This is a genomic window from Vogesella indigofera (assembly GCF_028548395.1).
Classification (GTDB): Bacteria; Pseudomonadota; Gammaproteobacteria; order Burkholderiales; family Chromobacteriaceae; genus Vogesella; species Vogesella indigofera_A.
Genome location: NZ_JAQQLA010000007.1, coordinates 185,957 through 206,541, shown reverse-complemented (window position 1 = coordinate 206,541; position 20,585 = coordinate 185,957). Strand labels below are relative to the sequence as shown.

General features: G+C 65.4%; 16 protein-coding genes and 2 tRNA genes. 10 read left to right on the top strand and 8 right to left on the bottom strand.

Going from position 1 to position 20,585, the window contains the following annotated elements; all coding sequences use genetic code 11:
* Positions 1–14 precede the first annotated feature (14 nt).
* Together PQU89_RS13120 and PQU89_RS13115 are read left to right on the top strand one after the other, a co-directional pair.
* Positions 15–4,277, top strand: a complete 4,263-nt coding sequence (locus PQU89_RS13120; protein WP_272766234.1) for an ATP-binding protein — start codon at positions 15–17, stop codon at positions 4,275–4,277.
* Positions 4,259–5,008: an endonuclease/exonuclease/phosphatase family protein gene (locus PQU89_RS13115; RefSeq protein WP_272766233.1), complete on the top strand. Its 750-nt coding sequence runs from the start codon at positions 4,259–4,261 to the stop codon at positions 5,006–5,008. The genes PQU89_RS13120 and PQU89_RS13115 overlap by 19 nt, the downstream gene beginning before the upstream one ends.
* Before the next feature lie 15 nt (positions 5,009–5,023).
* Here PQU89_RS13115 and PQU89_RS13110 read toward each other — a convergent pair whose 3' ends face one another.
* The 5 genes from PQU89_RS13110 to PQU89_RS13090 all read right to left on the bottom strand — a co-directional run bounded on the left by PQU89_RS13110 (position 5,024) and on the right by PQU89_RS13090 (position 9,570).
* Positions 5,024–5,770: a proteasome-type protease gene (locus PQU89_RS13110; RefSeq protein ID WP_272766232.1), complete on the bottom strand. Its 747-nt coding sequence runs from the start codon at positions 5,768–5,770 to the stop codon at positions 5,024–5,026.
* Positions 5,767–6,561, bottom strand: a complete 795-nt coding sequence (locus PQU89_RS13105; RefSeq protein ID WP_272766231.1) for a transglutaminase family protein — start codon at positions 6,559–6,561, stop codon at positions 5,767–5,769. The genes PQU89_RS13110 and PQU89_RS13105 overlap by 4 nt, the downstream gene beginning before the upstream one ends.
* Before the next feature lie 152 nt (positions 6,562–6,713).
* Positions 6,714–7,220, bottom strand: a complete 507-nt coding sequence (locus PQU89_RS13100; RefSeq protein ID WP_272766230.1) for an arsinothricin resistance N-acetyltransferase ArsN1 family B — start codon at positions 7,218–7,220, stop codon at positions 6,714–6,716.
* Entirely contained in the window at positions 7,217–8,140 is a 924-nt protein-coding gene (locus PQU89_RS13095; protein WP_272766229.1) for an alpha-E domain-containing protein, read from the bottom strand. Before PQU89_RS13095 ends, PQU89_RS13100 begins: the two co-directional genes overlap by 4 nt.
* A 2-nt stretch (positions 8,141–8,142) precedes the next feature.
* Positions 8,143–9,570, bottom strand: coding sequence for a circularly permuted type 2 ATP-grasp protein (locus PQU89_RS13090; RefSeq protein ID WP_272766228.1), 1,428 nt, complete (start codon positions 9,568–9,570; stop codon positions 8,143–8,145).
* Positions 9,571–9,822: 252 nt separating this feature from the next.
* On the opposite strand from PQU89_RS13090, the gene PQU89_RS13085 reads away from it, so the two are divergent.
* The 6 genes from PQU89_RS13085 (at position 9,823) to PQU89_RS13060 (ending at position 15,461) form a co-directional block, all read left to right on the top strand.
* Positions 9,823–11,409, top strand: a complete 1,587-nt coding sequence (locus tag PQU89_RS13085) for a sensor domain-containing diguanylate cyclase (RefSeq protein WP_272766227.1) — start codon at positions 9,823–9,825, stop codon at positions 11,407–11,409.
* 78 nt (positions 11,410–11,487) lie between these two features.
* The gene (locus PQU89_RS13080; protein ID WP_272766226.1) at positions 11,488–12,264 is read left to right on the top strand and encodes a 2-keto-4-pentenoate hydratase; all 777 of its coding nucleotides are present in this window, start codon (positions 11,488–11,490) and stop codon (positions 12,262–12,264) included.
* 340 nt (positions 12,265–12,604) lie between these two features.
* Positions 12,605–13,342: a methionine ABC transporter ATP-binding protein gene (locus PQU89_RS13075; RefSeq protein WP_272766225.1), complete on the top strand. Its 738-nt coding sequence runs from the start codon at positions 12,605–12,607 to the stop codon at positions 13,340–13,342.
* The gene (locus tag PQU89_RS13070; RefSeq protein WP_272766224.1) at positions 13,343–14,032 is read left to right on the top strand and encodes a methionine ABC transporter permease; all 690 of its coding nucleotides are present in this window, start codon (positions 13,343–13,345) and stop codon (positions 14,030–14,032) included.
* A gap of 75 nt (positions 14,033–14,107) precedes the next feature.
* Positions 14,108–14,917: a MetQ/NlpA family ABC transporter substrate-binding protein gene (locus tag PQU89_RS13065; protein WP_272766223.1), complete on the top strand. Its 810-nt coding sequence runs from the start codon at positions 14,108–14,110 to the stop codon at positions 14,915–14,917.
* Positions 14,918–15,125: 208 nt separating this feature from the next.
* Complete coding sequence (locus PQU89_RS13060; RefSeq protein WP_272766222.1) at positions 15,126–15,461, top strand: hypothetical protein; 336 nt, start codon at positions 15,126–15,128, stop codon at positions 15,459–15,461.
* Positions 15,462–15,694: 233 nt separating this feature from the next.
* Here the strand turns inward: PQU89_RS13060 and gltX are convergent, their stop codons facing one another.
* The 3 genes from gltX to PQU89_RS13045 all read right to left on the bottom strand — a co-directional run bounded on the left by gltX (position 15,695) and on the right by PQU89_RS13045 (position 17,423).
* Positions 15,695–17,080 (bottom strand): glutamate--tRNA ligase, encoded by a 1,386-nt coding sequence (gltX, locus tag PQU89_RS13055; RefSeq protein ID WP_272766221.1) that lies wholly within the window; start codon positions 17,078–17,080, stop codon positions 15,695–15,697.
* Positions 17,081–17,267: 187 nt separating this feature from the next.
* Positions 17,268–17,342 (bottom strand) — tRNA-Glu (locus PQU89_RS13050).
* A 5-nt stretch (positions 17,343–17,347) separates the two neighbouring features.
* Positions 17,348–17,423 (bottom strand) — tRNA-Ala (locus tag PQU89_RS13045).
* 322 nt (positions 17,424–17,745) lie between these two features.
* On the opposite strand from PQU89_RS13045, the gene PQU89_RS13040 reads away from it, so the two are divergent.
* The gene (locus PQU89_RS13040) at positions 17,746–18,063 is read left to right on the top strand and encodes a hypothetical protein (protein ID WP_272766220.1); all 318 of its coding nucleotides are present in this window, start codon (positions 17,746–17,748) and stop codon (positions 18,061–18,063) included.
* Between the two features lie 506 nt (positions 18,064–18,569).
* The gene (locus PQU89_RS13035) at positions 18,570–20,582 is read left to right on the top strand and encodes an Ig-like domain-containing protein (protein WP_272766219.1); all 2,013 of its coding nucleotides are present in this window, start codon (positions 18,570–18,572) and stop codon (positions 20,580–20,582) included.
* The last annotated feature ends 3 nt before the right edge of the window (positions 20,583–20,585 follow it).

Below are 20,585 nucleotides of genomic sequence, written 5' to 3'. Positions count from 1 at the left end.
ACGCGAGGTCCGCCATGAGCAAGCAAGGCCAGCTGCAGCAGCAAACCGCCGGTATCGGCCAGGCGGTGATCCTGATCGTGGTGATCCTTGGCTCATTGCAGCTGGTGGCCTCCGGCCTGCTGATCCGCTCCGGCGTGTACAACTACCGTCAGGCCAGCCAGCACGCCACGCTCAATGCGGCCAACCTTGACGTCTTCCTGCTGGCCTCGGCCATCAACCGCGAAAACCAGTTGCAGCTCGGTTTGCTGGCGCTGACGCGACCGGCCAGCGGCCGCGAAAGCGCCGAGCTGCAGCAGGCGCGCACTGCCACCGACCAGCGCCTGCAGATCGCGCTGCGGCGCCTGGCGCGGCCGCTGACCGATGACAGCAATGCCGCGCTGCTGCAATTGCAGGAGCGGCAGCCGCACCTGCGCCAGCGGCGACAGGAGGTGGACAAGGTGCTGGCGCGGCGGCCGGTGCTGTTCGACGAGAATGCCATCTTCGGCTGGAAACTGTCGGTCGGCACCTGGCAGGATGCCATCGACAAGGTGTTGCGCCTGGACGCCTTCCTGCTGTCTGACGGCGCCGACGACCGCCTCAACCGGCTGGCGGAAACCAAGTACCAGTTGTGGCAGCTGAGCCGTTCGCTGGAACAGGAAGGCAACGCGCTGATCCTCCGCGCGCAGCTGGCGCGCAAGCTCAATTCCACCGACGAATACGAACTGCTGCGCAGCCGCGAGCGCGCCTTGCTGCTGCTGGAGTCGTTGCGCTACAACACCGGCTATCTCGGCGATGCCGTGCTGCGCCGGCAACTGGCAGCGCTGGCGACCCAGACCTGGCAGCTGCACCAGAGTGCCGACCGGCAGCTGCTGGCGCTGGAGCAGGGCGGTGCCGCGCCGGCCACGGTGCACGAGTACAAGACGGCCGCGCAACAGGTCAACCGCAATCTGGGCGTCTTCTTTGCCGAGCTGACCCGTGCCGCGGCCAACCGTGTCGACGAGCAGCAGCAGCGCTACGCGCAAAGCCTGGCGCTGAACATCTCCTTCGCCGTGCTGGCCTTGCTGCTGTACGCCTACTTGCTGCTGCGCATGCGCTACCGCATCCTGCGCCCGCTGCAGCGCATGCAGCGGGTGCTGGATGCGGCGGCAGACGCGATCCTGACCGTCAATGCCAGCCACCGCATCGAGGTGGCCAACTACGGCGCCGAGAAGATGTTCGGCTTGCCGCTGGCGGCGTTGCAGGGGCTGTCGCTGGACGACATCCTCAGCGTCGACGGCGCCGATGCCGACTGGCTGGACGACGAGGGCCGCTTCGACGTGTCGCGCGCCGGCAGCGGCCGCCGGCACGATGGCAGCCGTTTCTTTGCCGCAATTACCGTCAGCCCGCTGGTGGACGGCCGCGACGGCCGCCACAGCCGCCGGCTGCTGATCATCCGCGACGAGCACCAGCGTACCATCGCCGAGCAGTCGCTGGCGCGCAGCATGCAGCTGCTATCTGCTATCCAGCGCGTGGAGAGCCTGCTGTTTGCCCGCAGCCCGCGGCAGACGGTATTCCGCGAGGTGCTGCGCATCCTGCTGGACTACTTCGGCGTCGCCGAGGGTCTGGTGCTGTCGCTGGAGGCATCGCGCGACAAGTCGGCGTCGTTCCGCATCCAGGCGCGGCTGGGCAACAGCAAGGAACCGCCGTGGGTGGAGCGCTTCCGTCAGCTGCCGCTGGCGATTGCCCTGCAACAGGGGCAGCTGCAGCAAACCATCTCCGAGGATGGCTGGACTTTCCTGCCGATCCAGATCGACAGCCGCACGGTGATGGTGGCCGGCATTGCCATCGACTCGATTGCCGACGCCCACTACCAGGCGCTGCAGCCGCTGCTCGGCGCCTGCGGCAGCATCGTCAGCTTCTATGCCGAGGAAGACCGCCGTCGTGCCAGCGAACGCAACCTGCGCGAAGTGCTGCAGCTGGAGGAGGCGATCTACAGCGCGTCGCCGGTCGGGCTGGTGCGACTGGACAACAACTACCACATCGTGCGCGCCAACCGCGCCGGCGAAGCACTGTTCGGCACCCGCGAGGATGGGCTGCAGGGCGTGCCCTTGCGCGAGCTGCTGGGCAGCGACGAAGCGTGGCAGCAGCTGCAGGGCCGGCTGGAAGAGGTGCGCCACCACGACCGCCACCTCAATATCGAGATCGAATGCGTACAGGTCAGCGGCAAGCCGATCTGGGTGCTGTTCGCCGGCCAGCTGCTGTTCCCGGGCATGGCCGAGGACGGCGTGATCCTCGCCTGTTTCGACATCACCGGCCGGCGCGAAGCGGAGGAGGGCGTGCTGCGCGCGCGCGACGCCGCCGCCGAGTCGCGCCAGCAGCTGGAGCTGGCGATCGACTCGCTGGATGACGCCTTCGCGCTGTTCGACGCCGGCGACCGGCTGGTGCGCTGCAACAGCCACTTTGCCCGCCTCGCCGGTGCCGGCAGCACGCCGGAAACGCTGAAGGGGCAGTCCTTTGCCGGCGTGCTGCGCGCCAGCCTGATCGCCGGCGAGCAGCCGGAGCCGGGCTACGAGGAGCACAGCTGGTTCGTGGAGCGGCTGGCGCGCTACGGCCGCGAGGCGTCGTCGTTCGAGCTGCGCTGGAACGAGCGCTGGCTGCAGCAGGCGTCGCGGCGGGTGCCGGACGGCGGCGCGGTGTGCGTGCTGACCGACATCAGCGCGCTGAAACAGCAGCAGGCCGATCTGCTGCTGGCACGCGATGCGGCCAACGCCGCCAGCCGCGCCAAGAGCGCCTTCCTTGCCGCGATGAGCCACGAGATCCGCACCCCGATGAACGGCGTGCTGGGCATGCTGGAGCTGTTGTCGCTGACGACGCTGGATGAAGCGCAGCGCGATGCGGTGGACACGGTACAGGAGTCGGCGCACACCCTGCTGCGCCTGATCGACGACATTCTGGACTTTTCCAAGATCGAGGCCGGCAAGTTGGAGATCATCCCCGAGCCGGCGTCGGTGAGCGCGCTGATGCAGCGCGTGCATCACCTGTACGCGGAGCTGGCGCAGCGCAAGCAGCTGTGGTTCCTGCTCGACATCGACGAGCAGGTGGCGCCGGCGCTGCGCTTCGATCCGCTGCGCCTGCGCCAGATCCTGCAGAACTTCTGCAGCAATGCGCTGAAGTTCACGCAGCAGGGGCAGGTGACGTTGCGTGTGCGCTGCCTGCAGAGCAGCGCCAGCGAGCAGTGGCTGCGCTTCGAGGTGGCCGATACCGGCATCGGCATCGACCGCCAGCAGCTGGCACGGCTGTTCGAGCCGTTCACCCAGGCGGAAAGCAGCACCGCACGCCGCTTTGGCGGCACCGGTCTCGGGCTGACCATCTGTCGGCGCCTGTCCGAGCTGATGGGCGGGGTGGTGGCGATGGACAGTGAGCCGGGCAGCGGCACCGTCGCTTCGCTGGAGATCCGCTTCCCCTTGTGCGACGCCGCCGAGCTGCCGCAGGCGAGCGAGCTGGACCATGCCGCCATCGTGGCCGCGACTGCGGGTTTGATGCGCGACATGGCGCCGGTGCTGTTTGTGGAAGACAATTCAATCAACCGCAAGTTGACCGTCAAACAGTTCGAGCTGCTGGGCTACCCGGTGGTGACGGCGGTGGACGGGCTGATGGCGCTGAGCCTGTGGCAGCAGCACACCTTCTCGCTGGTGCTGACCGACTGCCACATGCCGCAGATGGACGGTTACGCGCTGGCACAGGCGATCCGCAGCCAGGAGGTGGCCCAGGGCCGCGCGCCGGTGCCGATCATCGCCTGCACCGCCAACGTGGCGAAGGAAGAACTGGACAAGACCCGTGCCGCCGGAATGGACGATTTCCTCAGCAAGCCGCTGGGGCTGGTGGCACTGAAGGACATGCTGCACAAGTGGCTGGGCGACGTTGCCCTGCCATCCGCGTCGCTGGCAACGGCGGTGGTTGCGGCCACACCGGCGGCGGTCGACCGTCAGGCGCTGGCGATGTACAGCTCAGGAGACTGGTCGGTGGAGCAGGCGATTCTGGACGAGTTCATGCAGGGTAACGACGAGGATGTCGCCGCCCTGGCGCGGGCGGTGGCTGCCGGCGACGCCGGGCAGATCGCCTGGTCGGCGCACCGGATCAAGGGCGCCAGCCGCATGGTCGGTGCCATGGCGCTGGGCGATGCGGCAGAAGCACTGGAAAAAGCGGGACGCGCCGCCGAACTGGCGGCGATCCCGGCCCTATGGCAGCAGTTCAATGCAGCGCAGGCGGCGGTGGCCGCCTGGCTGGAGGAGCAGGCCTCGTGCCAAGCAAGCGCCTGAGCGTGGTGACCTTCAACCTGCACAAGGGGATGTCGCCGTTCAACCGCCGTTCCCACATGCAGGAGATCGCCAGCGCACTGCAGCAGCTGTCCGCCGACGTGCTGTTCCTGCAGGAGGTGCAGGGCCGTCATGCCGGGCGCGAGCAGCACCATGCCGGCTGGCCGCAGCATGACTTCCTGGCCGCGGCGCTGACCCATTCCGCCAGCTATGGCATGAATGCGCGCTACGATCACGGCCACCACGGCAATGCGGTGTTGTCACGTTTTCCGCAGCAGCTGGCCGCCAATCACGACATCTCGGTCAACCGTCTGGAGCGGCGCGGCATCCTGCACACCGTGATCCAGCCGCAAGGTTGGCCGCAAGCGGTGGCCTGCCTCTGTGCCCACCTCAACCTGCTGGCGCGCGACCGCCGCCGCCAGTACCTGACGCTGCAGCACTACATCCAACATCACATTCCGGCTGGCATGCCGCTGATCCTGGCCGGCGATTTCAACGACTGGCGCGGCGAGGCCGACAGCTGGCTGGGGCGCGGCTGCGGCCTGCAGGAAGTGTTCGTGCAGCAGCAGGGCCAGCACGCGCGCAGCTTCCCGGCACGGCTGCCGCTGCTGCCGCTGGATCGCATCTACGTGCGCGGCCTGCGCGTCCACCAGGTGGCGGTGTGTCGCGGCCAACCCTGGTCGCACCTGTCCGATCACCTGCCGCTGTTTGCCAGCCTGTCGCTGGCGTCCTGAGCCGGCGGTACGACCTCACCCGGCGTCACCCCCCTTGAACCACAGTGCGTCCGGCAGCTGGCCGAACACGCTGCGTAGCCCCTCGCCCCAGCCCTGGCGCAGCGCCAGAAAGTACGGGTCGTCCTCGGTGACGCGGTGGCGCGGCGCGAAGTCGAAGTCGTCGCGCTGCTGCCACAGCAGGTCGATGGGCAGCCCCACCGACAGGTTGGAACGGATGGTGGAATCGAACGAGATCAGCGTGCACTTGATCGCCTGTGCCAGCGGCGTGTCGTGGTGGATCACCCGGTCGAGAATCGGCTTGCCGTACTTGGCCTCGCCGATCTGCAGATAGGGCGTATCCAACGTGGCCTCGATGAAATTGCCCTGCGGGTAGATCTGGAACAGCCGCGGTGGCTCGCCCCTGATCTGGCCGCCGACCAGGAAGCTGCAGCCGTAGTCCACGCCTTGCGACTGGGTCTGGCCGTCGCCATCGCGGGCGATCACCTCGCGCACCGTGCTGCCAACCAGCTCCGCCGCCTGGTACAGGCTGCTGACCGTGTGCAGGTTGGCCGCATCGTGACTGAGCCGGCTTTTCAGCAGGCTGACCACGCTCTGGGTGGTGGCCAGGTTGCCGGCGTTCAGCAGCACGATCTGTCGCTCGCCCGGTACCGCGATCACGTTCATCTTGCGGAAGGTGGCCACGTGGTCCACCCCCGCGTTGGTGCGCGAATCGGAGGCAAAGATCAGCCCCTCGTCCAGCACCATGCCGACACAGTAAGTCATTGCTGATCCGCCTCCGTTACCCGTGCATGCGCCTGCAGCGCCTCGCTGCCGCCGCCACGGCGCACGCCGCGTACCGGGCTGGCGTCGGTGTAATCCAGCCCCACCGCCAGCTTCAGGTGGTGGCGGTCCGGCTGCTGGCGGTTGCTGATGTCGAAGCCCTGCCAGCGGCCGGCGGCGTACACCTCGGCCCAGGCATGGCTGGCGACGTGGGCGTCGCGATCGGTCAGCAGATAGCCGCTGACATAACGCGCCGGCAGCCCCAGGCTGCGGCAGGCGGCGATGAACACGTGGCTGTGGTCCTGGCACACGCCGGCGCCCAGCGCCAGGGCCTGCGACGCGGTGGTTTCCGCATGGGTGACGCCGCTGGTGTAGGGCATGGCGTCGGCCACCGCCTGCATCAGCGCGGCAAGCCCAGTTTCAGGGGTGGCCGCAATGACGGCGGCGTGGCCGGCCGCCAGCGCGTGGATGGCGTCGTCCGGCTCGGTCAGCGCGCTGCCGCGCAGGAACACCGGTGGCGGCAGTGCCTCGGCCTCGTCCGCCCAGTGGTCGCTGGTTTCCACCACACCGTGGGCGCGCAGGCGGATCTCGCTGTGCGGGGTGTCCAGGGTGAGCACGTGCAGGATGTTGCCGTAGGCATCGGTGCTTTCGCTGGCCGCCACCGGCAGCTCCAGCTGCCAGCTGATGATGCGCTGATGCGCTGTTTGCGGCGGCGTCAGCCGCAGGTACTGGGTGCTGTGGCTGACGGTGGCGTCGTAGTGGTAGACGGTTTCGTGATCGATGGTCAGTTGCATAAAGCCTCCTGCGAAGTGCTAAGCGGTTTACGATCTGCTGCGCGTCAGCGATACGGCGTTGAAAGCATCTTCGAAATGCTCATTGACGATTTGTCAATTCCGCTTCCTCAGCTGCTTTCGCCTTGTCTCGCTTTAGCTCGCGAGATCGTAAGTCAGGTTCCAAGGGAGAGTTGCCAGTAGGCCACGTCCAGCCAGCGGCCGAACTTGCGGCCAACCTGTTCGAACAGTGCTACCTGCTTGAAGCCCAGCGCGCGGTGCAGTGCGTCGCTGGCCGGGTTGGGCTGCGCCACGCCGCCGATTACCGTGCGCAGGCCCAAGGCAGTCAGCCGTTGCAGCAGCTCGCGGTACAGCAGCTTGCCCAGCCCCTGGCCGACGGTGGCCTGGCGCAGGTAGACGCTGGCCTCCACGCTGTGGCGGTAGGCTGGGCGCGCGCGCCAGCGGCTGGCGTAGGCGTAGCCGAACAGCTCGCCGTCCTCGGTCTCGGCCACCAGCCACGGCAGGCCCTGCGCCTGGGTGCCGGCGATACGCTCGGCCATGTCGCTGACACTCACCGGTTTTTCCTCGAACGAGATGGTGGTGTACTCGATGTACGGGTTGTAGATGGCGCAGATGGCGGCGGCGTCGGCCGGGCTTGCCTCGCGGATGATCAGCTCGCTCATGCTGCCTCCAGGTAGGCGCCGTGCACCGCCGCGCCCAGCGCGTGGATCTGGCTGAGGAACTGTGTCAGGTAGGCGTGCAGGCCGGCGCCAAGAATGCTGTCGATCTGGTCGTAGCTCAGCTCGGCATGCAGCGTGGCGGCCAACCTTTTGGCACGGTGGCCGGTGTCGCCCTGGATGCGCGGCAGCAGCTCGGCGATCTCGTCGACGCAGGCGCGCAGCGAGCGCGGCACGTCCGGGCGCAGGATCAGCAGCTCGGCCACGCGCCGCGCGCTGAGGCTGTCGCGGTACAGCTCGTGGTAGGCCTCGAAGGCGCCCAGCGAGCGCAGCAGCGCGCCCCACAGGTAGAAATCCGCTGCGCTGTCGTCCAGCTCATGGCCCACCAGGTGCGACTTCACGTCGATCAGCCGCGCGGTGTTGTCGGCGCGTTCCAGGAAGGTGCCAAGGCGGATGAAGGAAAACGCGTCGTTGCGCTGGATGGTGCCGTAGGTGGTGCCGCGGAACAGGTGCGAGCGCTCCTTCACCCAGTCGAAGAAGCCGGCCAGCGGTCGGCCTTCGGCCGCCATCTGCCGCGCTTCCAGCCAGCTGGCGTTGATGTTCTCCCACATCTCGCCGGTGATCTTGCCGCGCACGGCGTGGGCGTTTTCGCGGGCGTATTTCAGGCAGCTGATGATGCTGGCCGGGTTGGCCGCATCGAAGGTCATGAAGTGCAGCACGTCGGCAGCGGCAAGTTGCGGGTGGCGGGCGCGGCAGGCGTCCAGCGCGCCGGTGGTGGCCAGCGCGGCGGCAATGTCGGCGCCGCCGCGGGATTGCGGCAGCAGCGACAGGCTGTGGGTCACGTCCAGCAGGCGCGCCAGGTTTTCGGCGCGCTCCATGTAGCGGCTCATCCAGTACAGCTGGGAAGCAGTGCGCGAGAGCATCATGATCAGTCCTCCAGAATCCAGGTGTCCTTGGTGCCGCCGCCCTGCGACGAATTCACCACCAGCGAGCCTTCCTTGAGTGCCACCCGCGTCAGCCCGCCGGCCACCATGCTTATCTCGCGGCCGGAGAGTACAAAGGGGCGCAGGTCGATGTGGCGCGGCGCGATGCCGGCCTCCACGAAGGTGGGGCAGGACGACAGGCACAGCGTCGGCTGCGCAATGTAGTTGCTCGGGTCGGCGAGGATGCGCTGGCGGAAGTCCTCGATCTCGGCGCTGCTGGCGGCCGGGCCGATCAGCATGCCGTAGCCGCCGGCACCGTGGACCTCCTTCACCACCAGCTCGGCCAGGTTGTTGAGTACGTGGTCCAGCTCCGCCGGGCGGCGGCACATCCAGGTGGGCACGTTCTGCAGCAGCGGCTCCTCGCTCAGATAGAAGCGGATCATGTCCGGCACATAGGGGTAGATGGACTTGTCGTCCGCCACGCCGGTGCCGATGGCATTGGCCAGGATCACGCCGCCGCTGCGGTATACCGACAGCAGCCCCGGCACGCCCAGCATGCTGTCGGCGCGGAAGGCCAGCGGGTCGAGGAAGGCGTCGTCGATGCGGCGGTAGATCACGTCCACCTGCTTGTGGCCGGCGGTGGTGCGCATGTACACGCGGTTGTGCTTCACGAACAGGTCCTGGCCTTCCACCAGCTCCACACCCATCTGCTGCGCCAGGAAGGCGTGCTCGAAGTAGGCGCTGTTGTGGTGGCCGGGGGTGAGCACCACCACGGTGGGGTTTTCCGCCAGGCTGGCGTGGCGCAGGGTGTTCAGCAGCAGGGTGGGGTAGTGCTGCACCGGCGCCACCGCGTGGCTGGCGAACAGCTCGGGGAACAGCCGCATCATCATCTTGCGGTTTTCCAGCATGTAGGACACGCCGGAGGGCACGCGCAGATTGTCTTCCAGCACGTAGAAGTTGCCGTCGTTGTGGCGGATCACGTCCACGCCGGTGATGTGCGCATAGATGCGGTGCGGCAGGTCCAGCCCCTGCATCGCCGGCTGGTACTGGCTGTTGGAGAACACCTGCTCGGCCGGGATGATGCCGGCCTTCACGATGTGCTGCTCATGGTAGATGTCGTGCAGGAAGGCGTTCAACGCGGTGACGCGCTGGCGCATGCCGGCTTCCAGCGTGCGCCAGTCGCTGGCGGGGATGATGCGCGGCACGCTGTCGAACGGGATCAGCCGCTCGGCGCCGGAATCGTCGCCGTACACGGCGAAGGTGATGCCGACGCGGTGGAACATCAGGTCGGCTTCGGCGCGCTTGCGGGCCAGGGTCTGCGGCGACTGCGAGTGCAGCCAGTGGGCAAAGTCGCGGTAGTGCGGGCGGATACCCCCGCTGGCGAGCAGCATTTCGTCATAGTGGTGCGCTTCGGGCAAGGTCAGTGCATGCATGGCGCGGTCTCCTGCTGTTCATCGTCATGAGCAGTTCAGCAAGCCGCGTGCCAGTGTTTGCCCTATCGAAACGTGCATTACGCCACGGCAGCCTGCACCGCAATGATGCAGGCATCGGTGGCGCCGCAAATCATGTGTCATGGTGGTGCGCCATGCCCCGTTCGCGTGCCGCGCCGGCCGCAACGACAGCGCTTGAAACGTTGCTGGCATGCTCTTATGCTGCTGCTCACGACATTAAGATAGTGCCATGCCATGCACGCTTCCCCTGTTGCGGCCAACCTTGCCACGCCGGCCGATCCGCTGGCCGCCTGCGACCACGCCTTGCCGCTTGCGGTGCTGTTGCAGCGCTCGCCGGCCCGCTGGCAGCTGATGCTGGCCTGGCTGCTGTCGCTGGCGCTGTCTCTGTGGCTGGGCGTGGTCGAACTGTACGCCGGCTGGTACGGCTACAGCGTGCATTTTGGCGAGCTGGATTTCGTGATCAGCATCTACCCGCCGCTGACCATCGCCACCCTGTGGGTGTTGTGGTTCGGTTACGCCTGGGGTGCCAGCCTCGCCTATCTGTCCACCTTGCTGGTCGCCTACCTGTCCGGGCTGCCACTGGGCTGGGCCTTGCTGTTTGCCTGTTCCAATCCGCTGGGGCTGCTGGTGATGTCGCTGGTGTACCGTCACGTCAAGGTGCGCTATGTGCCGTCGTCGCTGCCGGCCACGCTGTTCTTCGTCACCATCTGCTTCATCTCCGCCGTGTCCAGCGCCACCGGCTCCTTCATCTGGAGCTACAGCAACAAGCTGTCGGCGATGGGCGCCTTCGCGGTGTGGCAGGGCTGGTGGTCGGGCAATTTCCTGCAGACGGTGCTGACCTGCGGCCCGTTGTTGCTGCTGGGCACGCCCGCGGTGCTGCGTTGGCGCGAGCAACGTTGGCCGCAGCGCGCCGCCGCGGCACCGGCGCAGCGCTGGGTGGGGCTGGTGGCGGTGTTTGCGTTGTGTGGCGTGCTGGGCTTCCTGTGGCTGTCGTTCTGGCTGGCGGACCGCAGCGTGGCGGCGCAGGTCGGCGACAGCGCGCAGGCGTGGCAACAGCGTGCGATGCTGTATCGCGATTCGGCGATGGCGGTGTACTGGGTGCTGTCGGTGCTGATGCTGGCGCTGGTGTTCCTCGGCTACCGCTTCTTCCGCCAGCGCACGCTGCAGCTGCAGCAGGCGGCGCAAAGCGTGGCCTTCGAGCGCGACTGGGCGCTGCAGCGGCAGCAGGAAGCGGAACGTGCGCATCAGGCGCTGCAGACGCTGAATCGCGAGCTGGCGGTACGCATGGCCGAAGTGGAGCAGCTGCAGCAACAGCTGCAGGAACAGGCGCGGCGCGATCCGCTGACCAAACTGTATAACCGTCGCTATCTGCACGAGCGGCTGCCGGTCGAACTGCAGCATGCCAGCCATCTCGGGCAGTCACTGTGCCTGGTGCTGATCGACCTCGACCACTTCAAAGCGGTCAACGACCAGTACGGCCACGCCATGGGCGACGCGGTGCTGAAGGCGCTGGCGACGCTGTTTGCCGGCCGCCTGCGCGCCGCCGATTTCGCGGTGCGCTACGGTGGCGAGGAGTTCTGCCTGGTGCTGCCCGGCTGCGACATCGTCGGCGCCGCCGCCTGCGTCGCCGAGCTGCAGCAGGCCTACGCCGGCTGCCGCGTGGCCGGCGACAGCAGCGCATTGCAGGGGCTGCAGTTCTCCGCCGGCATCGCCAGCTATCCGGCGCACGGCAGCGACGAGGAAGCGCTGCTGCGCGAGGCCGACGCCGCGCTGTACCAGGCCAAGGCCGCCGGCCGCAACTGCGTGCGCTATCGCGGGTGAACCCCGGCTGCGCGGCGGACTTGCCGCCGCGCGCGCGGACAGGTACAACGGCGCTTTGCCACCCGTTTTCATTCGCTCATGAATCCATCCGATATCCGCGCCGCCGCCATCACCCTCGCGGCGCGCCGCCTCAGCGGCAGCCAGGGCCCGCTGCTGGCCGACGTCCAGGCGCCGCAGACGCTGGCCGACGCGCTGGCGATCCAGCAGGCCGTCTCCGGCCTGCTCAACGACGCCATCGGCGGCTGGAAGTGCGGCCTGCCGGACAGCGACAAGACCGTTGCCGCGCCGATCTACGCGACCACTATCCACGCCAGCAGCATACACAGCACCGCGCCGTGCCCGGTGTGGCTGCGCGACGGCGCGGTGCGCGTCGAGCCGGAACTGGCCTTCGTCTTCGACGGCGGCCTGCCGCTGCGCGCCGAACCCTACACCGAGGCCGAGATCCGCGCCGCCATCACCCGCGTGCATCTGGCGCTGGAGCTGATCGACAGCCGCTACCAGCCGGCGCCGAAGCCGTCGTTCCTGCAGTCGCTGGCCGACGGTCTGGTCAACCAGGGCCTGCTGCTGGGGCCGCAGGTCGAGCGCGACGCCGCCTTTGCGGCCACGACGTTGCCGCTGGTGCTGAACCAGGGAGAGCGCGAGGAAACACTGGCCGGCGTGCACCCGGCCGGCGATCCGCTGGCGCCGCTGTACTGGCTGCAGGGCTTCCTCGCCGCGCGCGGCGAGGCGATCCTGCCGGGGCAGGTGGTGATTACCGGCTCCTATGCCGGCGTACTGACGCTGGCGACGGACAGCGAGGCGACCCTGCGCTACGGCGAGCTGGGCCAGCTAAGCGCCTGTTTTAGCGCGAGATAAGGGCAGATGGCAGCGTGATCGCGTGTCGGCGGCCACTGCCAGTGTCTGGCACTGGATACAATATTTAAATTGCTGAAAGTTATATTAAAACTAATGTTTGCAATTTTGCGACATAAGAGTAATATGGTGCATCGCAGCGATTGACACAAACGAATGTATATTGTTCAATTGTGTACAACAACTTGATTAACGCCGATTTGAACACAGCTTGCGGGCGTAAAACAGCTAAAGCGTGGGGATTGTTTTATCAAACGATTCTCCCAATTTTCGATACCGAAGATTCCACGTGATAAAGCCCGCCAGCGCAAACCCGGCGGGCTTTATTGCTTCGGAGTCCAGGATGATTCACCTCAAAAACGTACACAAGCGCTTCCGTCGCCCTGAAGGCGGCTGGTTTGACGCCGTGCGCGACACCACCCTCCATATCAAGGCGGGCGAGATTTTCGGCCTGATCGGGTTTTCCGGCGCCGGCAAATCGACGCTGCTGCGACTGATCAACCTGCTGGAACGCCCCGACCACGGCAGCGTCAATGTTGACGGCCGTGATCTGACCGGCCTGTCTGCCGCCGAGCTGCGCCGCGCGCGCCAGAATATCGGCATGGTGTTCCAGCAGTTCAACCTGATGGCCAACCGCACCGTGGCGGCCAACATTGCTTTTCCGCTGGAGATCGCCGGCTGGAGCCGCGCGGATATTGATCAGCGCGTGGCGGAGTGCCTGGACATCGTCGGCCTCGCCGACCGTGCCGGCCACTATCCGGCACAGCTGTCCGGCGGCCAGAAGCAGCGTGTCGGCATCGCCCGTGCGCTGGCGCCGCGTCCGCATGTGATCCTGGCCGACGAGCCGACCTCGGCGCTGGATCCGAAGACCACGCAGTCGATTCTCGACTGCCTGCAGGGCATCAATGCCCGCTTCGGCGTCACCGTGGTGATCGTGACCCACGAAATGCACGTCATCCGCTCCATCTGCCACCGTGCCGCGCTGCTCGACGCCGGCGAAGTGGTCGAGCTGCTGGAAGTCACCGACAAACAGGTCGCGGCGCGCTCGGCGCTGGCCAAATCGCTGCTGGAGGCCGCATAAATGGATGAACAACTGACTTTTGCCCAGGCACTGGCCAACCTGTCAGATCTGGCGCCGGAAATCTGGCAAGCCAGCGCGGAAACCGGGCTGATGCTGGCCATCGGCCTGACCGTCGCCATCGTGGTCGGCGGCCCGCTCGGCATCCTGCTGTACCTGACCCAGCCGGGGCAGCTGTTCGCCAATCGCTTCGTTAACGGCGTGGTCGGCTGGTTCGTCAACCTGGTGCGCTCCTTCCCGTTCATCATCCTGATGGTGTCGCTGGTGCCGCTGACGCGTGTGCTGGTCGGCTCCACCATCGGCCCGATCGCTGCTGCGGTGCCGCTGTCGTTTGCCGCCATCCCGTACTTTGCGCGGCTGGTGGAGCAGACGCTGCGCGAGATCCCGCGCGGCGTGATCGAGGCCGCCGAGGCGATGGGCGCCAGCCCGGCACAGATCATCTGGAAGGTGTTGCTGGGCGAGGCCCGTGCCGGCCTGATCTCCAGCCTGACCATCCTCACCATCAGCTTCCTCAGCTACTCGGCGGTGGCCGGCGTGGTTGGCGGCGGCGGCATCGGTGACCTGGCCATCCGTTACGGCTACTACCGCTTCCAGACCGAAGTGATGGTAGCGATGGTGCTGCTGCTGGTGGTGATCGTGCAGATCATCCAGTTTGCCGGCAACCACCTCGCGGCCCGCCTCGACAAACGTTAAGCACCCTAATTTAAAGCGGCGGGCGTTCACGCAGACGCCACGCCATTGGACAAAGCCTCTCACAAGGAGAACACCATGCGCAGACTCGTACTGAAATCCATCGCTGTTGCCGCCATCGGCCTGACCGCTGCGGCCAACGTTTACGCTGCCGACCCGGCGAAAAAGGAAATCGTCATCGGTACCACCGTTGGCGACTTCGGCGACCAGGTGAAACAACAGATCAAGCCGCTGCTGGAAAAGCAGGGCTACAGCGTGAAACTGGTGGAATTCACCGACTACGTGCGTCCTAACCTGGCGCTGCAGGAAGGCTCGCTGGACGTCAACGTGTTCCAGCACAAGCCTTACCTCGACAATTTCGCCCGCGAAAACAAGCTGCAGCTGAAAGAAGTGTTCCAGGTGCCGACCGCGCCACTGGGCATCTACGCCGGCAAGCTGAAGTCGCTGAAGGACGTGAAAGTCGGCAGCACCCTGGCAGCACCGAACGATCCGTCCAACTTCGCCCGCGCGCTGGTGATGCTGAACGATCTGGGCTGGGTCAAGCTGAAGAAGGGCATCAACCCGCTGACCGCGTCGGAAAAGGACATCGAAGTCAACGTCAAGAAGATCAAGATCGTGCCGCTGGAAGCCGCGCAACTGCCGCGCTCGCGTGCCGATGTTGACTTCGCGGTGGTGAACGGCAACTACGCCGTGAGCTCCGGCATCAAGCTGACCGAAGCCGTGTACCAGGAAAAGAGCTATGCCTACGTCAACTGGGGTGTGGTGCGTGCGGCTGACGTCAACAAGCCGTGGGCCAAGGACGTGATCGCCGCCTACAACTCGCCGGCCTTCCGTGCCTGGGCGAAACAGAAGTTTGCCGGCTACAAGTTCCCGGCCAACTGGAAGTAAGCGTTTTATCCGCGCCGTGGTGGCCTGTGGGCCATGCGGCGCGGCGGATTTCCTTGAAACACTCCTGGCATTCAAGGCTGCTCGGCGGATCCTGCGATCCGCCATTTTTTTTCGCCTGAGGTCAAGGTTGGCCGCAGGTCGCGCGGCTGCAGTACGCTGCGGCCCGCGCTATGATGTCTATCATCGTCAATGCCCGCAGGACCCCGCCATGAGCCAGTTTGTTTCTTCCATTGCCGCCGATGACGGCGATGGCCTTAGTCTCGATTTTTCCCTCGGCCGGTATGCCAGCAACAGTCTGGTGCTGTCGCGCCATGTCGATGACCGGCTGTCGGCGGACGAGCACGGCATCGTGGTGAGTTCGGACGATGATGATCCCAACGAGCGGCTGCTGTCGGTAGTGTGGGGCAGTGCCTGCGTGGTGCTGCTCAGCAGTCACAAGGAATACGTGCTGGATGTGTCGCACGTCGGCGCCGGCGAGCTGGCGGCGGCGTGGGCGATGCTGGCGCGCATGAATCACGACGCGGTGGTAACGGTGGAAGAATAAAGGGCACCTCGAAAAACCCCTGCTTTCGTTGCGATATGGCGTTGCTCACGTAAAATTCCTCCTTACATATCAACCATATGCAACGTCAGAATTTTTCGCTCGCACCTTGTCTCGCTTGGAAACCAGGGCTTTTCGAGGCGCCCTAAACTTGTTGCGGCCAACCTTGGCCGCAGCCGCAAAAAAGCCCCGCACTGGCGGGGCTTTGTGTTGCGCGTCAGCGGCGGGGCGCTGGCTTAGCCGCGCATGCGGCGCAGCACCTCGTCCTTGCCGATCAGCGCCAGCACGGCGTCCACCGATGGCGTTTGCGCGGTGCCGCACACCAGCACGCGCAGCGGCATGCCCAGCTGGCCCATCTTGATGCCCTCGTCGGCGCAGAACGGCTTGAACAGCTCGTGGATGCTCTCGGCGGTCCAGCTGTCCAGTGCTGCCAGACGCTCGGCAAAGCGCAGCATGCGCGCGTGGCTGTCGGCGGACAGGTGCTTGTCGATGTCGGCGGCGGCAGGCTCGCGCTTGGCGTAGAAGTAGTCCACTTCCACGGCCAGCGCGTTGAGATCCTGCACCCGCTCTTTCACCAGTGCGATCACGTCAGCCAGCGCCGGGCCGGCGGTGGTGTCAACGTTGGCCGCAGCCAGGCGGCCGGCGATCAGCTCGGCCAGGCGCGCGTTGTCGGCGGCCTTGATGTACTGCGCGTTCAGCCACAGGAATTTCTCGTGGTTGAAGCGGCTAGGCGAGCCGCTGACCGCTTCCAGCGTGAACCATTCCACGAACTGGGTCATGTCGAACAGTTCGTCGTCGCCGTGGCCCCAGCCCAGGCGCGCCAGGTAGTTCAGCAGCGCTTCTGGCAGGATGCCCTTGTCTGCGTAGTCCACCACGCTCACCGCGTCGCGGCGCTTGGACATCTTCTGGCCGTCCTCGTTGAGGATCATCGGCAGGTGGCCGTACACCGGCAGCGGTGCGTTCAGCGCCTTGAGGATGTTGATCTGGCGCGGGGTGTTGTTGACGTGGTCGTCGCCGCGGATCACGTGGGTGATGTTCATGTCCCAGTCGTCGACCACCACGCAGAAGTTGTAGGTCGGGCTGCCGTCCGGACGGGCGATGATCAGGTCGTCCAGTTCGGTGTTGGCGAATTCGATACGGCCCTTGACCGCGTCATCCCACGCCACCACGCCATCCAGCGGGTTCTTGAAGCGGATCACCGGCTGCACGCCGGCCGGTGGCGGCGGCAGGGTCTTGCCGGCTTCCGGGCGCCAGCGGCGGTCATAGCGCGGCTTCTCGCCGTTGGCTTCCTGCTGCGCACGCAGCGCTTCCAGCTCGTCCTTGCTGCAGTAGCACGGGTAGGCGTGGCCAGATGCCAGCAGTTGCTGGATCACTTCCTTGTAACGGTCAAAGCGCTGCGTCTGGTAGAACGGGCCTTCGTCGTAGTCGAGGCCGACCCAGTGCATGCCGTCGAGGATGGCTTTGACCGATTCCGGGGTCGAGCGCTCTAGGTCAGTGTCTTCGATGCGCAGCACGAAGGTGCCGCCGTGTTTGCGGGCAAACGCCCAGGAGAACAGCGCGGTGCGGACACCGCCGATGTGCAGGAAGCCGGTCGGGCTGGGGGCAAAGCGAGTGCGGATCATGTTGGCTGGCCAGCGAATACGGAAAAACGGCTATTGTACGCTGCCGGCAAAATGGCGGGCAAACCATCGCCACAGCCGATGCCGTTTTTGCCGCGTGATTCGTACCTGGAGCAGGAGGGCGGGGTACGGCCAAGGTTGGCCGCCAATGCAAAAAGCCCGTTACCGAGGTAACGGGCTTTTCATATTCTGGCGTCCCCACGGGGAATCGAACCCCGGCCGCCGCCGTGAAAGGGCAGTGTTCTAACCGCTAAACTATAGGGACTGAAGTGGTGGAGATAAGCGGGATCGAACCGCTGACCTCTTGCATGCCATGCAAGCGCTCTCCCAGCTGAGCTATACCCCCACTGGCTTCGTGTCACAGTGCTGCATCACGAATTGGCGTGCACTTTAACGTCTGCTTTTGACCGCGTCAAGCCTGTTTTTAAAAAAATATGCGCTTTTGGCATGTTTGAAATGACAGCTTATTGATTTTAATGTTGTTTTTGCTATTCGCATTGCGACGCGCCGATTGGTGATGACCGTGCCATGGGGGTTTGCGCGTGGTTGCCGGTGGCGAAAGCGTGTAAAACGCGGCGGATCGTTAAATTGCTGTCGCTTTGCCGCCGGCGCCGATGTTTCGCTGCCCCCCGCCAGTGGCGCGCTTGCCACCGGCACTGTTGCTCTGCTTGCTGCTTATCGTGGTGTGCGCCTTGCGCGCTGGCCCTGGCGCGCGCTGGCAATGCAGGTTACGCCTTCATCTGTTCTCCGTTTTCATTCCCCTGTTTATCTGCTTGCGCTGCCGCCGGCACGGCTTTTTACCGTGCCGATGGCTGGCGGCAGTGCTGTGCTTTGGCGCCGTGCTGGCGGGTATTTTGCGCCCGGTTTTCAGCGCAGCTAGCCGTTCGAACGGGATAAAGATGAACGGAATGACCCGTTGCAAAATTTCCAAAGATATCGCCGGTAAAGCCGTCATTTATCTGATTGATGAAATGATGTTTGTTTAATTAAAACAAAGACATATATCGTGCGTGCTATTTTTTGAATCAGCCGAAAAACGGGGCGGTAACTCCTCAGCAACTATGTATAGTAGCGACGTCATCCGATAGGTTCGGACGTGGAATCACGGTGTCGGCCTTGTGGCCAGACTATGTGAACTGACTTGACTGTTTGTATCTGACATCTTTCGGTTATTGTTTTTAAAAGAACCAGTTGCAAGTAAAGCAACAGATGTCAGCAAGGTAAATGGCCGGCGCCAGCGCCTGGCGACGGGATGCCAAAAAGGGGGCGCGTCCTGTTGTGCGGGTAGTGGGTGTCATCAAGACAGCACGCCGGATCCATCGGCGGATACGAAGCAAGGCTTGGTTGTGGCGTGTTGCCTGCGGCCGGGAGCGGACACGATGCGGTGCCGTTTCCGGCTGCCGCCGCCACGCAGGAAAAGGGTATTGCCGGATCGGGCAGGGTGCTAGGCGCCGCCGGTCGGCAACAAGCCCGGGTTACACGAAAGGAAATTATGTCTATTGCAGCAGCGCCAGGTTGGCCGCGCCTGATGGCACGCACCGGCACCATGTTGTCACTTGTCTTGACCCTGTTTGCCGCCCCTGGCATGGCCCAGAGCAGCAAGGCCCTGCCGCAGAACCAGGGCACCGCGACGGCAGCGGCTGCAGTGGAGCGCGAGGGTGAGCTGGAGGTGATCCACGTTCACTACTTCGACAAGACCACCGGCAACCGCTACTACCTGAAGACGGAAGAGGGCCGCGTCGAGCTGAAGTTCAAGGGCAAGGGCCCGCGCCAGCCGAGCGGTACCAAGGTGCGGGTGAAGGGTTCGCTCAGCAATAATGTGCTGGCGCTGGACAGCACCGGCAGCACCAGCTACCAGGTGCTGGCACTTGCCGCGCCGAATACCTTTGGCGAACAGAAAACCGCGGTGCTGCTGGTCAACTTCCAGGACAACCAGACGCAGCCGTATACCGCGAGCCAGGCCAACACCACCGTGTTTGGCAGCAGCAGCGATTTCATCAAGGAAAACTCGTCGCAGCAGACGTGGCTGAACGGCAATGTCTTCGGCTGGCTGACGCTGCCGATCAACCAGACCTGCAGCCCGGACAACGTGGCCGCCTACGCCAACCAGGCCGCCAAGGCCGCCGGCATCGACCTGACGCTGTATCCGCGCCGCATCTACGTGATGCCGAAAAACAGTGCCTGCACCTGGTCCGGCATGGGGACCGTCGGCGGCTCGCCGTCGTCGTCGTGGCTGAACGGCGCGCTGTATCGCGGGGTGGTGACGCACGAGATGGGACACAACCTGGGCCTGTGGCACTCGCACTCGCTGGATTGCGGCGCGACCACGCTGGGCAGCAGCTGCAGCCGCAGCGAGTACGGCGACGCCTTCGATACCATGGGTAATGGCGGCGTGCATTACAACGCGTTCCAGAAAGAGCGTCTGGGCTGGCTGAACTACAATCTGTCGCCCGCCATCGCCACCGTGGAAAGCGGTAGCACCACCGTCACGCTGGCGCCGTACGCGGCAGCCGGCAGTGGCATCAAGGCGCTGAAGGTGCTGAAGGGGGTGGATGCGACAACCGGGCAGAAGAGCTGGTACTACGTCGAGTTCCGCCAGCCGTTGGGCTTCGACAGCGACATCTCGCGCTTCCCGCAGGCGGTCAATGGCGTGCTGGTGCGTACCGGTACCGACAACAGCGGTGACACCAGCGACCTGCTCGACCTGACGCCGAACAGCTCGGCCACCGATGACATCAGCGATTCGCCGCTGGCGGTGGGCAAGACCTTCACTGATAGCGGTAGCGGGGTGAGCATTTCGCTGCTGTCGCTGAGCAGCAGCGGTGCCACGGTGAGTGTGGCGACCGGCGGGCAAACGCCGGTGCAGCCGGTGTGCACCCGTGGCAATCCGAGTGTGGTGTTGACGCCGGGGCAAAGCCCGTCGGTGGCTGCCGGCACGGCGGCAAGCTTCAGCCTGAGCGTGACCAATACCGATTCCAGTGCCTGCAGCAGTTCTCAGTTCAGCCTGGCGGCCACGGTGCCGGCCGGCTGGAGCAGCAGCCTGCCTCTGTCGACGCTGACACTGGCGCCGGGTGCCAGCACCAGCACCACGCTGAGCGTCAGCTCGGCGGCGACGGCGGCTGCCGGCTCTTACGGCTTCAGCGTGCTTGCGGCCAACGTTGGCAGCAGCAGCTATCGCGCCACGGCCAGCGCCACGTATGTGGTGGCCAGCGGCACGACCAGCACCAGCAACAAGCCGCCGGTAGCGGTCAATGACAGCGGTGCGACCAAGGTTGGTATCGCCATCAGGGTAGTCGTACTGGGCAATGACTACGATCCGGAGGGCAAGCCGCTGCAGGTCAAGACCGTGGGCGTGCCGGCGCGTGGCAAGGCGGTGCTCAATAGCGACGGCAGCATCACCTACACCCCGAACGGCAAGTTCAAGGGCAGTGACAGCTTCAGCTACAGCATCAGCGACGGTGCCGCCACCGCCAGTGCAGTGGTATCGGTGCAGGTTGCCAGATAAGGC